This is a genomic window from Stenotrophomonas sp. STEN013, from assembly GCF_056760355.1.
Genome location: NZ_JBRREO010000001.1, coordinates 312,679 through 325,516, shown reverse-complemented (window position 1 = coordinate 325,516; position 12,838 = coordinate 312,679). Strand labels below are relative to the sequence as shown.

General features: G+C 65.8%; 8 protein-coding genes and 1 tRNA gene. 7 read left to right on the top strand and 2 right to left on the bottom strand.

Going from position 1 to position 12,838, the window contains the following annotated elements; translation table 11 throughout:
* The first annotated feature begins 3 nt into the window (after positions 1-3).
* From ybgF to ACVOMH_RS01410, 6 genes are all read left to right on the top strand, one after another.
* Positions 4-813: a tol-pal system protein YbgF gene (gene ybgF, locus ACVOMH_RS01435; protein ID WP_481550804.1), complete on the top strand. Its 810-nt coding sequence runs from the start codon at positions 4-6 to the stop codon at positions 811-813.
* A 36-nt stretch (positions 814-849) separates the two neighbouring features.
* Positions 850-1,539, top strand: coding sequence for a 7-carboxy-7-deazaguanine synthase QueE (gene queE / locus ACVOMH_RS01430; RefSeq protein ID WP_481523717.1), 690 nt, complete (start codon positions 850-852; stop codon positions 1,537-1,539).
* Positions 1,540-1,656: 117 nt separating this feature from the next.
* Positions 1,657-2,322 (top strand): 7-cyano-7-deazaguanine synthase QueC, encoded by a 666-nt coding sequence (queC, locus tag ACVOMH_RS01425; protein ID WP_481550803.1) that lies wholly within the window; start codon positions 1,657-1,659, stop codon positions 2,320-2,322.
* Between the two features lie 64 nt (positions 2,323-2,386).
* Positions 2,387-2,462 (top strand) — tRNA-Lys (locus tag ACVOMH_RS01420).
* A 136-nt stretch (positions 2,463-2,598) separates the two neighbouring features.
* Positions 2,599-3,150, top strand: coding sequence for an ECF-type sigma factor (locus tag ACVOMH_RS01415; RefSeq protein ID WP_054657602.1), 552 nt, complete (start codon positions 2,599-2,601; stop codon positions 3,148-3,150).
* Positions 3,151-3,176: 26 nt separating this feature from the next.
* Positions 3,177-5,936, top strand: coding sequence for a protein kinase domain-containing protein (locus ACVOMH_RS01410; protein ID WP_481550802.1), 2,760 nt, complete (start codon positions 3,177-3,179; stop codon positions 5,934-5,936).
* A 28-nt stretch (positions 5,937-5,964) separates the two neighbouring features.
* Here the strand turns inward: ACVOMH_RS01410 and recQ are convergent, their stop codons facing one another.
* Together recQ and ACVOMH_RS01400 are read right to left on the bottom strand one after the other, a co-directional pair.
* Complete coding sequence (recQ, locus tag ACVOMH_RS01405; RefSeq protein ID WP_481550801.1) at positions 5,965-7,767, bottom strand: DNA helicase RecQ; 1,803 nt, start codon at positions 7,765-7,767, stop codon at positions 5,965-5,967.
* A gap of 303 nt (positions 7,768-8,070) precedes the next feature.
* Positions 8,071-8,619, bottom strand: coding sequence for a Dps family protein (locus tag ACVOMH_RS01400; protein ID WP_481523713.1), 549 nt, complete (start codon positions 8,617-8,619; stop codon positions 8,071-8,073).
* Positions 8,620-8,707: 88 nt separating this feature from the next.
* Between ACVOMH_RS01400 and hrpA the strand changes: the two genes are divergently transcribed.
* Positions 8,708-12,820, top strand: a complete 4,113-nt coding sequence (gene hrpA / locus ACVOMH_RS01395; RefSeq protein WP_481550800.1) for an ATP-dependent RNA helicase HrpA — start codon at positions 8,708-8,710, stop codon at positions 12,818-12,820.
* Positions 12,821-12,838 lie beyond the last annotated feature (18 nt).

The following is a 12,838-nucleotide window of genomic DNA, read 5'->3' as shown; positions in this document are numbered from 1 at the left end:
TCGATGCGTATCGGCATCACACTGATGCTCGCGGTCGCGGCAGCCGTTTCGGCTGCTGCACCCGCGTATGCACAGCGGCAGAGTCTGGCCGATCGCGTTGGCGTGCTCGAGCAGCAGGTCAACAACAGCCAGGCCAATACCGACATGCTCAACCAGCTGCAGCAGTTGCGTACCGAGCTGCAGTCGCTGCAAGGCACGATCGAACAGCTCCAGCATGAAAATGAACAGCTGAAGCAGCGCAATCGCGATCAGTATCTGGACCTGGATGGTCGTCTCAACCGTCTTGAGGGCGGTGTTGGCGCTCCAGCAGCTCCAGCCACTGGCGCAGTGACGCCCGCCGCTGCGGCCGCAAAGCCGACAGCGGCTGCTGCGGAACGTCCGCCCACGGTGCGTGGTGACGCCGGTGCGCTGGCGTCGGCCGGTGACGAGCGCGCCGCCTACAACGTCGCGTTCGATGCGTTGAAAGCAGGCAACTATGCCGATTCGGCGCAGCTGTTCCAGAGCTTCCTCGAGCTGTATCCCAATGCCGCCTACACGCCCAATGCGTTGTACTGGCTCGGCGAAAGTTATTACGCCACCCGCAATTTCAAGATGGCCGAGACGCAGTTCAGTGATCTCGTCGCGCGCTATCCCACCCATGACAAGGCCGCCGGCGGTTTGCTGAAGCTTGGCCTGTCGCAGCTGGGTGATGGCGATGCAGCGTTGGCGCAGCAGACCCTGGAGCAGGTGGTATCCCGTTTTCCCGGCAGTGATGCGGCCCGTACCGCCCAGGATCGACTGCAGTCGATCCGGCTTGGCCGGCAGCTGCGTTGAGGTGATGCCGCACCCGTCGGTGCGGCTGATGTGACTATGAATTCTCCCAGTGCCGCTGTCCCCAGCGAGATCGTGCAGTCGCCATTGCCGCGACTGAAGATCACCGAAATTTTCCTGTCCCTGCAGGGCGAGGCCGATAGCGTCGGCTGGCCGACGGTCTTCGTGCGCCTGACCGGCTGCCCACTGCGTTGCCAGTACTGCGATACCGAGTATGCGTTCCATGGCGGCACTTGGTGGGACATCGACGCGATTGTCGACGAGGTGCTCCGGCAGGGCGTGCGGCATGTCTGCGTGACCGGGGGAGAGCCGTTGGCGCAGAAGCGCTGCCTGATCCTGCTGCAGAAGTTGTGCGATGCAGGTCTGGAGGTCTCGCTGGAGACTTCCGGCGCCTTGGACATTGCCGAGGTGGATCCGCGCGTGTCGCGCGTGGTCGACCTGAAAACCCCGGATTCGGCGGAAATGGCGCGCAACCGGCTTGAGAACATTGCGTTGTTGACGGCGCGCGATCAGCTCAAGTTCGTGATCTGCAGTCGCGCCGACTACGACTGGGCCAAGTCGATGCTGGTCGAGCATGACCTCCCCGGGCGTTGCATGGTCCTGTTTTCGCCCAGCAAGTCGCAGGTCAGCGCACGTGAGCTAGCCGACTGGATCGTCGCTGACCGCTTGCCGGTGCGGTTCCAGATGCAGCTGCACAAACTGCTGTGGAATGACGCCCCCGGCCGCTGAGCCGCGTATGCGCAAGCGGATGCGGGATTTCATCGGCGCTTTGATTGTTGATCCGATATTTCAAAAATCCGGCGCGGGACAGCGTGCTGGCATTCCCTCCCCAACCGGACGATTCCCATGAAGAAGGCTGTTGTGCTTCTCTCCGGCGGCATGGATTCTGCCGCCGTCATCGCCATTGCCCAGGAGCAGGGCTATCAGGTCTACGCGCTGAGCGTGCGTTATGGCCAGCGCCACACCTCCGAGCTGGATGCCGCGGCACGTGTCGCGGCGGCACTGGGCGTGGCTGGGCACAAGGTGGTCGACGTGGATCTGCGCAGCATCGGCGGCTCGGCGTTGACCGATGATATCGCTGTGCCCGAAGCCGGCGGCGCCGGTATCCCGGTCACCTACGTGCCGGCCCGCAACACCATCATGCTGTCGCTGGCGCTCGGCTGGGCCGAGGTGCTGGGCGCCAATGATATTTTCTGCGGCGTGAATGCGGTGGACTACTCCGGTTATCCGGATTGCCGACCCGAATTCATTGCCGCCTTCCAGACGCTTGCCAATCTGGCGACCAAGGCGGGTGTGGAGGGCGCGGGCATCCGCGTCCATGCACCGTTGCAGCACCTGAGCAAGGCGCAGATCGCCAGCGAAGGGCAGCGCCTTGGCGTCGACTTCGGCCTCACCGTGTCGTGCTACCAGGCCGATACGGAGGGCAGAGCGTGTGGTCATTGCGATGCCTGCCGGCTTCGCGCCGACGGCTTCGCTGTAGCGGGCCTGACGGACCCGACGCATTACGCCTGACTTCCTGTTTTCGGTATTTCTGCGGTAGAATGCGCACCCGGCAAACGGCGCATGCTGTTTGTTTGGGCCGTTAGCTCAGTTGGTAGAGCAGAAGACTTTTAATCTTTTGGTCGATGGTTCGAATCCATCACGGCCCACCAGTTTTCAAGAAGGCCCCGGAGCGATCCGGGGCCTTTTTTGTGGTCCCTGCGAGCCGGCCGGCCAGGCACAGGCGGTTGGCAGTATCAGGTGTGCGCTCTACCATCAGGGCATCACATCTGTGTACCAGGACGTTCGTTGAGCAACCAGATCACGCAATTGCTGCACCGGTGGCAGCAGGGAGACCTGCAGGCGCGTGAGCACCTGTTCGATGCGCTGTATGCCGATTTGATGCTTGTCGCCCGCAATCGGCTGGCCAACCATACTGCAGGAACGTTGCAGCCGGCGGCGCTGGTCAACGAGTCCCTGCTGCGCTTGCTGGGGACGCAGGCCGACTACCATGATCGTACCCATTTCATCGCGGTGGCGGCGCTGAAAATGCGCTCGGTACTGGTGGATCACCTGCGCGCGCGGTCGGCGGAAAAGCGTGGCGGCAATGCCGAGCAACTCACCCTGTCCCATGCCGAAGGAGCCGCGGATGACAATGGCATCGGCTACGAGGTGCTGGCGCTGCATCAGGCGTTGAACCAGCTTTCCGAGCTGGAGCCGCGTGCGGCGAGCACCATCGAGCTGACCTATTTCGGTGGCATGAGCCGGGATGAGATCGCCATGGTGTTGGGCATTTCCGCACCGACGGTGGATCGTGATCTGCGGTTTGCCCGGGCATGGTTGAATCGCCAGTTGCTGTGAGGCGTCTGGCAAAGGGGGGGCTGCCGATGAATGCTCAGCGTTGGCGGGAGGTGCGCGACCTGTTCGAGGCGGTCTGCGATCTTCCGCGGGACCAGTGGCGGGCGACGCTGATGCAACGCTGTGACGATGCCGGCATTGTCGAAGAGGTGTTCCAGTTACTGCGGGCGCAGACCGTGGGTTTGAGCCGGGTTGCCAGCAGGCTGGATACGGCACTTGCACAAGCCCTCGCGCCGGAGTTCGGTGTGGGCGAGCGTCTGGGGCCGTGGCGGCTGACCGAGCGGATTGCCAAAGGTGGCATGGGCACCGTGTTCAAGGCAGAGCGGGCGGACGGGGTCTACCAGCGTACCGTTGCGATCAAGCTGCTTCATGGCTTGCCGGGGACCATCGAGGTGGAACGGCTGGCGGCAGAGCGGCAGGTACTCGCCGATCTGCAGTTGCCCCATGTGGCGCGTCTTTACGACGGTGGTACGACGCCCGATGGCCATCCCTATCTGGTCATGGAGTACATCGACGGTCTGCCGCTGGATCGCTACTGCGAGATGCACAAGCTGGATCTTCCCCAGCGCTTGCGGCTGTTCCTGGATATCTGTTCCGTGGTGCAGTCGGCGCATGAGCGGTTGGTTCTGCACTGTGATCTCAAGCCCAGCAATGTCCTTGTGGCACCCGGAGGACAGCCGGTTCTGCTGGATTTCGGTCTGGCCCGGGTGCTCAATGATGCGCGCGCGAAAGAGGACTCCGGCTACTGCACGCCGAGCTATGCCAGCCCCGAGTTGATGCGCGGCGCGCATGTGGGAGCGGCCAGCGATGTCTACAGTCTCGGGGTGATGCTGCTGGAGCTGGTCGCGGCACGTACCTGCGTGCGTGAGCCGCAGGACATCGATGTGCCGATGATTCTGCCCAGCGATCATGCGCCCGAAACGCTGCGCTGGCGGCGGCAGCTGAGGGGGGATCTGGACGCGATCGTCAGGCGCGCCTGTGCAGGCATGGTCGCGCAACGGTACCGTTCGGTGGAGGCGCTTAGCGCCGATATCCGCCGGTATCTGGAGTGGCGTCCGGTCGCGGCGCGGCAAGGCGGCCGCCTGTACGAGTTGAAGCGTGGAGCGCGGCGCAACTGGCGGGCAATCGCTCTGGGCTCGGCGGCGCTGGTGGTGATGGGGGCGTTCGTCACCGGCCTGGTCCGCACCCGCCAGCAGGCGCAAGAGGATGCGGCCATTGCAAAGCAGTTGACGGATTTCATGGTCGGCGTGTTCGAAACCGCGGATCCATTCCTGCGCACCGAGCGCGGCGAGGAGGAGCTGACCTCCAGGCAGCTGCTTGATCGCGCGGCGTTGCAGGTGTCACGCGATCTGGACGGCGTGCCTGCCCAGCAGGCGCGGATGCGCGCCGTGCTCGGTATTGCCTATCAGAACTCCGGCGTCTCCTCCCAGGCCGAGCGCCTGTTGCGGCAGGCGTATGAGGGCTTTTTGCGCGAGGATGTGGATCGTCCGGTGGATGCGGCATCAGCGCTGGCGAGTCTTTCCATCCACAAGACACGCCAGGGCAACGGGATCGAAGGGCTGGCGCTGGCCGATCGTGGCCTGGCGTTGCTTGCCCGACACAATGCGCCTGAAGTCGTGGCACAGCTGTACGCCGCCAAGGCCTTGGCGCATACCAATCAGCAACAGTTCGACAAGGCCGAGGCGCTGTTCGACCAGGCCCGGCAGCTGTATGAAACGCTTCCGAACGCGCATGCCGAGGTGCTACTGCCTGAATTGACCTACAACAAGGGCATCATGTACCTGCGTCATGGCCGCCAGGCGGCGGCTGAAGCGGCGTTCCGCCAGGTCCTGGCCGGGCGGCATGGCCGCCGTACCAGCCTGACATTGGCCACGGAAATGCGACTGGCGCAGATCCTCCGGGAGCAGGGCAGATTCGATCAGGCGCTTCCATTGCTGCAATCGGGAATGCATCGCGCCACAGAGCTGTATGGAGACCAAAGCAGCTTCGTACTGATGCAGCATGACGCGCTGGCCGATCTGTACCGCGACGCGGGCAACTACGCCGCCGCCGAGGTGCAGTACAAGCTGCGGCAGCGCCTGAGTGCGGTGCTGGATGGCGCCGATTCGGTCGAGTATTCGATGGGCCTGTTCAACTACGCCCTCCTGCACGATCTGCGTGGCGATGTGGTGCAGGCCGAGCGGCTCTACCGGCAGGCCTGGACACTGCGCAGCCAGAAGCTGGGGAGCCAGTCGCCCACCACCCTGCGCGCGCAGAGTGGCCTGGGGCAGTTTCTGATGCGCAGCGGGCGTAGCGAAGAGGCGGGCAAGCTGCTGCTGCATGCCGATGCCGGTCTGGCGGCGACGCTGCCGGTGGACGCGCCCGGGCGGGTGCAGGCCCGGTTGGATCTGATCCGCTGGCACATTCTCCAGAACGAGCTTGCGACAGCGCAGGCCTTGCTGGACGAGTTGCCGGCACGGATGCCTTCCGGCTTCGAGCTGCCGCTGTTGAAGGTACGCGCCGATCTAGCCGAGCACCGTGGCGAAGGTGCGGCGGCGCTGGCATTGCGGCGTACCGCACTGGAGTACGCCCGGTCGCTGTATGGCGATGACAAACCGGAGACCGCGCAGTGCCGGATGGCATTGGCGGAGGTCCTGCTGCGGTTGGGGCATCGGCATCTGGCGCTGCAGGAGTTGCAGCAGGCGTTGCCGGTGTTCAGACGGCTGTTGCTGGATACGGCACCGGACCGGCGCAAGGGGGAAGGGCTGATGCTGCTTGCACAGCGCGGCCAGGCGCCACGCGAGGAGTGAGCTGCGGCGCAGGAACTGCGCTGCCGCTTCAGCCCTGCTCGCGCACGATTTCAACCAGTCGCTCGCCATAACGGGCCAGCTTGCTGCCGCCGATGCCGCCGACCCGTGCCAGTTCGGCGACGCTGGTGGGCCGCTGCTCGGCGATGTTGCGCAGAGTGCTGTCATGGAAGATCACAAACGCCGGCACGTTCTGCTCCTTGGCCAGTTCCGCGCGCAGTCCACGCAGGGCCTGGAACAGCGCCAGATCCTGTGACTGGACCGGTACGCCGCTGCGGGCGGCGCCGCGGTCGCGGTCGCGGCTGGCCGGACGCTCGCGCCGCATCATCATCTGCCGGCGGCCCTTGAGCACATCGCGGCTGGCGTCGGTCAGGCGCAGGCCACCGTGTGATTCCGGATCGACCTCCAGCAGGCTTGCGGCCACCAGCTGCCGGAATACACCGCGCCAGCTGCGGGCATCGAGGTCGCTGCCGATGCCGAAAGTGCTCAGCTGGTCGTGACCGAGCTGGCGGATACGTTCGTTGTCACTGCCGCGCAGGATGTCGATCAGGTGGCCTACCCCAAAGCGCTGGCCGCTGCGGTACACGCAACTGAGCGCCTTCTGCGCCGGTACAGTCGCATCCCACGCCGCCGGGGGGCTCAGACAGTTGTCGCAGTTGCCGCAAGGCCGGGGATAGGTTTCGCCAAAACCGGCCAGCAGCACCTGGCGCCGGCATTGCATGGATTCGCAATAGCCCAGCAGATGGTCGAGCTTGGAGCGCTCCAGCGCCTTGCGCTCCTCGCCGGCCTCGGACTGCTCGATCATCTGCTTGAGCAGCACTACATCGCCCAGGCCGTAGCACAGCCATGCTTCGGCGGGCTCGCCATCACGGCCGGCGCGTCCGGTTTCCTGGTAATACCCCTCCATCGACTTGGGCAGGTCGGTATGCGCGACGAAGCGCACGTCCGGTTTGTCGATGCCCATGCCGAAGGCGATGGTGGCGCACATCACGATGCCGTCTTCGCGCAGGAAACGGCGCTGGTTGTCGGCGCGGATGTCGGCGGGCATGCCGGCATGATAGGGCAGCGCCTGCAGGCCCTCGTTGCACAGGAACTGCGCGGTTTCCTCGACCTTGCGGCGCGACATGCAATAGACAATGCCGGCCTCGTCGCGATGTGCGCGCAGGAAATCCAGCAGCTGGCGCTTGGCATTGTCCTTCTGCACCACGGTGTAACGGATATTGGGCCGGTCGAACGAGCTGACGAAGTGCCTGGCCGTGGTCAGATCCAGCCGCTCGGCGATCTCACGCTGGGTCGGCGGGTCGGCGGTGGCGGTCAGCGCGATGCGCGGTATCTGCGGCCAGCGCTCATGCAGCACGGTCAGCTGCCGGTATTCAGGCCGGAAGTCGTGTCCCCACTGCGAGACGCAATGGGCCTCGTCAATGGCGAACAGGGCAATCCGGGCCCGACTCAGCAGTGACAGGAAACGCCCGGTCAGCAGCCGCTCCGGTGCCACATACAGCAACTGCAACTGGCCTTCCAGCAGCTCGCGTTCCACCCGCGCGGCGGTTTCGGCATCCAGCGTGGAGTTCAGGAATTCCGCGTGCACGCCTGCCTGGCGCAGTGCTTCCACCTGGTCCTGCATCAGCGCGATCAACGGCGAGATGACGATGCCGCAACCCTCGCGCAGCAGTGCCGGGATCTGGTAGCACAGCGACTTACCGCCGCCGGTGGGCATCAGCACCAGCGCGTCATGGCCGCTGGCGACGTGTTCGACGATGGCCTGCTGGTCGCCGCGGAAACTGTCGTAACCGAAAACGCTGGAAAGCAGTTCTTGCGCGGGACTCTGGGGCATCGGCGTAGTTTACCTGCTGCCGGATGCCGGCCGGGCGCCGTGTCAACGCAAAGCTCAGGTTCGCGCGTCTCTACAGGGCAGGGCGCGTTGGGTGCGGCGCCACGCGTGGCATCCGGTACGGCACCGTGGGAGCCCCGTTGTGTGTGGCCGCCCGGAGTCCGGCGGGATGTCGGGCGTTGTGCAGCGCAGCCCGCCTGTGTCACGGCGGGGGGCGAACGCGGGAAGCCGGGGGCTTGATCAATCGCGGGCCAAGGCTCCATGAATGGAACCTTGGATACCGCAGGGCGGCGCAGCCCGAAGCCCTTACTGCAGCAGCGAGCGCAGCATCCAGGCGTATTTTTCATGGGTCTGCAGGCGCTGGGTCAGCAGGTCCTCACTGGGCGCATCGTCGGCTTTTCCTGCCTGTTCCAGCACCTTGCGCGCGGTGCGGCATACCGCCTCGTTGCCGGCCACCAGCTGCTGCACCATCTCGCGCCAGTCGGCGCTGTCCGTCAGGCCCGGCTCTTCGGGAATCGAGGTCAGTGCCACGAATTCGCGGTACGAACCGGGCGCATTGAAGCCCAGCGCGCGGATGCGCTCGGCGATCTCGTCCAGCGCCGTCCACTGTTCGGTGTACTGGGTTTCAAACATGGTGTGCAGCGAGTTGAACATCGACCCGGTGACGTTCCAGTGGAAGTTGTGGGTCTTCAGGTACAGCGTGTAGGCATCGGCAAGGAAGCGGGAAAGGCCGTCGGCCACCTTCTTGCGATCGCTGTCGTTGATCCCGATATCGATATGCGGGGCCGACGGTGCGGCGGCGGCCAGCTTCTTCTTGCCGGCTTCTGGCTTGCTGCTGTTCTTGGCTTTGGCCATGACGCATTTCTCCTTGGCGGGTTGAATGGCTTCACAATAGCGCCCTTGGAACCATACCTGTAATTCACGTTTTCACATTGAACGATCGATGAGCGCTATCCAGAAAGACATTGCCGTGCGCCTGCGCGATGCCCGCAAGGCGATTGACGGGGCGATGAGCCGCGACCGCGGGCGCTTGCTGGGGTTGTGGTCGCGCTGGCAGGGCAAGCCGGGCGATGCCGGCGCCGAACAGGCGTTCACGCAGCTGCTTGAGCGCTCATCGGCGCAGCGCCAACAGCGCGCTGCCACGCACATCGCCATCACCATGGACGACGCGCTGCCCATAGCGCGTGAAGCCGAGCAGATCTCCGCGCTGATCCGCGCGCATCAGGTGGTGGTCATCGCTGGCGAAACCGGCTCGGGCAAGACCACCCAGCTGCCCAAGCTGTGCCTGGCGGCGGGCCGCGGTGAGGCCGGCATGATCGGCTGCACCCAGCCGCGCCGCATCGCCGCGCGGGCGGTTGCCGCGCGCGTGGCCGAGGAACTGGGTACCGAGCTGGGCTCGGTGGTCGGCTACCAGGTGCGCTTCACCGACAAGGTGGGCGAAGACAGCCGCATCAAGTTCATGACCGACGGTATTTTGCTGGCCGAGATCGCCTCGGATCGCTGGCTGTCGCGCTATGACACGCTGATCATCGACGAGGCGCACGAGCGCAGCCTCAATATCGATTTCCTGCTGGGCTATCTGAAGCAGTTGCTGCGCAAACGCCCGGACCTGAAACTGATTGTCACCTCGGCCACGATCGACACCGAGCGCTTCTCGCGGCATTTCGACGATGCGCCGGTGGTCAGCGTGGAAGGGCGTACCTATCCGGTGGAGGTGCGTTACCGGCCGCTGGAGGGCGGCGTGCGCGAAGATGACGCCGCTGACGGCCACAGTGACGGCGAGCGCAGCGTCAACCAGGCCATTGTCGCGGCCATCGACGAGATCACCCGCGCCGATCCGCGCGGCGACGTGCTGGTGTTCCTGCCCGGCGAGCGCGAGATCCGCGATGCGCACCAGGCGCTGGAACGGCGCAAGTACCGCGAAACCGAGGTGCTGCCGCTGTATGCGCGGCTCTCGGCCAAGGACCAGGACCGGGTGTTCAATCCCGGGCCGAAACGGCGGCTGGTGCTGACCACCAATGTCGCCGAAACCTCGCTGACGGTGCCGCGCATCCGCTATGTGGTCGATCCGGGCTACGCCCGCATCAAACGCTACAGCCCGCGGCAGAAGCTGGACCGGCTGCATATCGAGCCGGTTTCGCAGGCCAGTGCCAACCAGCGCAAGGGCCGCTGCGGGCGTGTTTCCGAAGGTGTCTGCTACCGGCTGTATGCCGAGGCCGACTTCCAGGCGCGCCCGGAGTTCACCGATCCGGAAATCCGCCGCTCGTCGCTGGCCGGGGTGATTCTGCGGATGCTGCAGCTGGGGCTGGGGCAGATCGAGAAGTTCCCGTTCCTGGAGGCGCCGGACGAGCGCGCGGTGGCCGATGGCTGGCAGCAGCTGGCCGAACTCGGCGCGGTCGATGGCGAGCGCAAGCTCACCGCGATCGGCCGGCAGATGGCCCGCCTGCCGGTCGACGTGAAACTGGCGCGGATGCTGGTGGCCGCGCAGAAGAGCGGGTGCCTGCGGGAGATGCTGGTGATCGCCTCGTTCCTGGGTATCCAGGACCCGCGCGAGCGGCCACCCGAGGCGCGCGAAGCGGCCGACAACGCGCATGCACTGTTTGCCGATACGCGCTCGGAGTTCCTCGGCATCCTGCGCTTGTGGAATGCCTATCGCGACGCACACGAAGAGCTCACCCAGTCCAAGCTGCGTGACTGGTGCGGGCGCCACTTCCTGGGCTTCCTGCGCATGCGCGAATGGCGCGAGCTGCACCGCCAGCTGCGTTTGCTGTGTGATGAGCTGGGCTGGGACAGCAGCCAGGGCGAGGAATTCGGCAGGGCACTGTTGTCGGCACCGCCGACGCTGCCGGCCGGAGGCGATGCCGAAGCCAAGCGCAAGACCACCCGTGGCGAGCAGCACAAGGCCGCACGCCTCGCACGCGAAGGCAAGACGGAGCCGCCGCGTGCCGCAGTGAAAAACAACGCGGCCGGCCCCGCTGCCAAGCTGCAGACCGCGATGACCACGGTTCCGGACAAAGCCCGTATCGCCGCCTATCAGACGCTGCATCGGGCCATCCTCGCCGGCCTGCCGACGCAGGTGGGCCATCGCACCGAGAAGGGCGATTTCCAGGCGCCGCGTCAGCGCCGCTTCCATCTTTTCCCCGGCTCGGCGCTGGCCAAGCGGCCGCCGCCGTGGGTGCTCAGTGCCACGCTGCTCGATACCCAACGCATCTGGGGCATGACCAACGCCGCGATCGAGCCGGACTGGGTGATCGCCGAGTTGCCGCACCTGCTCGCCCGCAAGCATTTCGACCCGCACTGGTCGCGCGCGCAGGGGCAGGTACTGGCCTCCGAACAGATCAGTCTGTTCGGGCTGGTACTGGCGCCGAAGAAGCCGGTGCACTACGGCCGCATCCATCCCGGTGAAGCGCACGACATCTTCGTGCGGCAGGCGCTGGTGACCGGCGAGATCAACACCCGGGCCGGCTTCGTGGCCGACAACCTGAAGGTGCTGGAGCAGGCGCGCGAAGAAGAAGCCAAGTTGCGCCGCGCCGGCATCGTCGCCGATGAGGACTGGCAGGCACGCTGGTATCTGGACCGCGTTCCTTCGGAGATCCATTCGGTCGCACTGCTCGACAGCTGGTGGAAAGCGCTGGCACCGGACAAGCGCCGAAGCCTGCAGTGGTCGCTGACCGATCTGCTGCCGGGCGAGGGCAGCGAGCAGGACCGCTATCCGAAATATTTCCCACTGGGCGATGCACGCCTGGCGATGCACTACCGGTTCGAGCCCGGCAGCGAGGATGATGGCGTCACCCTGGATGTACCGCTGCACCTGCTCAATGCGCTGGACCCGGCACGGCTGTCCTGGCTGGCCCCGGGCTTCGTCGCCGAAAAGGCCGCGGCGTTGATCCGTAGCCTGCCCAAGGCGATGCGCCGCAATTATGTGCCGGCACCGGATTTCGGTCGTGCCTTCTTCGAGGCGTGGCCGCAGCCGTCGCCCGACGATATCCGCGGCGAGCTGGCGCGGTTCCTGTCCAAGGCCACCGGCGCCAAGGTGGCGGCCACCGATTTCGATCTCGACGCACTGGAGCCGCATCTGCGTATGAATCTGCGCGTGTGTGACGAGCGCGGCAAGCTGCTGGGCATGTCGCGTGATCTGGAGGCGCTGCGTGCACGTCTGGGCGAACGTGCCGGCACCGCGTTCGCCGCCCGTGCCGGCAAGGCCCTGGCGGCCGAAGGCCTGCGCGAGTTCCCGGCCACCCCCATTCCCGAGCAGGTGCCCGGTGAAGCCGGAGTGCCGGCGTATCCGGCACTGGTCGACACCGGTGAATGCGCGGCGCTGCGCATCTTCGCCGACCGCAACGAGGCCCGTCTTGCCCACCCGCATGGGGTACGCCGGCTGCTGGAAATCGCCCTGGCCGACAAGGTCAAACAGGCCCGCAAGCAGTTGCCGGTAGCGCCCAAGACGGGCTTGTTGTACGCGGCTATCGAGTCACAGGAACGACTGCGCGGCGATCTGGTCGATGCGGCGATGAACGCGGTGCTGGCGGACGGGCTGGGCGATATCCGCTCGCCGGAAGCCTTCGAGCTGCGCCGCGCCGATGCGGCCAAACGCCTGTTCGGCGAGGCGATGGAGCGGCTCAAGTTGGCCGAATCCATCCTCGGGCTGGTCGGTGAGTTGAAGCCGCAACTGGAAGCGCCGCTGATGGGCTGGGCGCGCGGAAATCTCGACGATATGGAACGGCAGCTGGCCGGGCTGATCCACGCCGGCTTCCTGCGGCAGACCCCGGCCGATGCGCTGGCCCAGTTCCCGCGCTATCTCAAGGCGATGATCCTGCGCGCCGAGCGCGCCAAGCGCGATCCGCCGCGCGACCAGGCGCGGATGCTGGAACTGAAGCCCTTCGTCGATGCGCTGGAAGATGCGCGCACCCAGGGTTTGGCGGAACGGCCGGAATGGGCCGCGCTGCGCTGGGATATCGAAGAGTTGCGGGTATCGCTGTTCGCCCAGGAGCTGGGTTTCCGTTCCGGCGTCTCCGCCAAAAAGCTGGCCCAGCGCGTGAGTGCGCTGCGCCGCTGAGCCGCCGCCTGCGCGCGG

Bases quoted from the DNA above. Each gene is read 5' to 3' on its own strand.
- ybgF (WP_481550804.1), top strand. From the start codon at position 4: ATGCGTATCGGCATCACACTGATGCTCGCGGTCGCGGCAGCCGTTTCG.
- ACVOMH_RS01410 (WP_481550802.1), top strand. From the start codon at position 3,177: ATGAATGCTCAGCGTTGGCGGGAGGTGCGCGACCTGTTCGAGGCGGTC.
- queC (WP_481550803.1), top strand. From the start codon at position 1,657: ATGAAGAAGGCTGTTGTGCTTCTCTCCGGCGGCATGGATTCTGCCGCC.
- queE (WP_481523717.1), top strand. From the start codon at position 850: ATGAATTCTCCCAGTGCCGCTGTCCCCAGCGAGATCGTGCAGTCGCCA.
- ACVOMH_RS01400 (WP_481523713.1), bottom strand. From the start codon at position 8,619: ATGGCCAAAGCCAAGAACAGCAGCAAGCCAGAAGCCGGCAAGAAGAAG.
- recQ (WP_481550801.1), bottom strand. From the start codon at position 7,767: ATGCCCCAGAGTCCCGCGCAAGAACTGCTTTCCAGCGTTTTCGGTTAC.
- hrpA (WP_481550800.1), top strand. From the start codon at position 8,708: ATGAGCGCTATCCAGAAAGACATTGCCGTGCGCCTGCGCGATGCCCGC.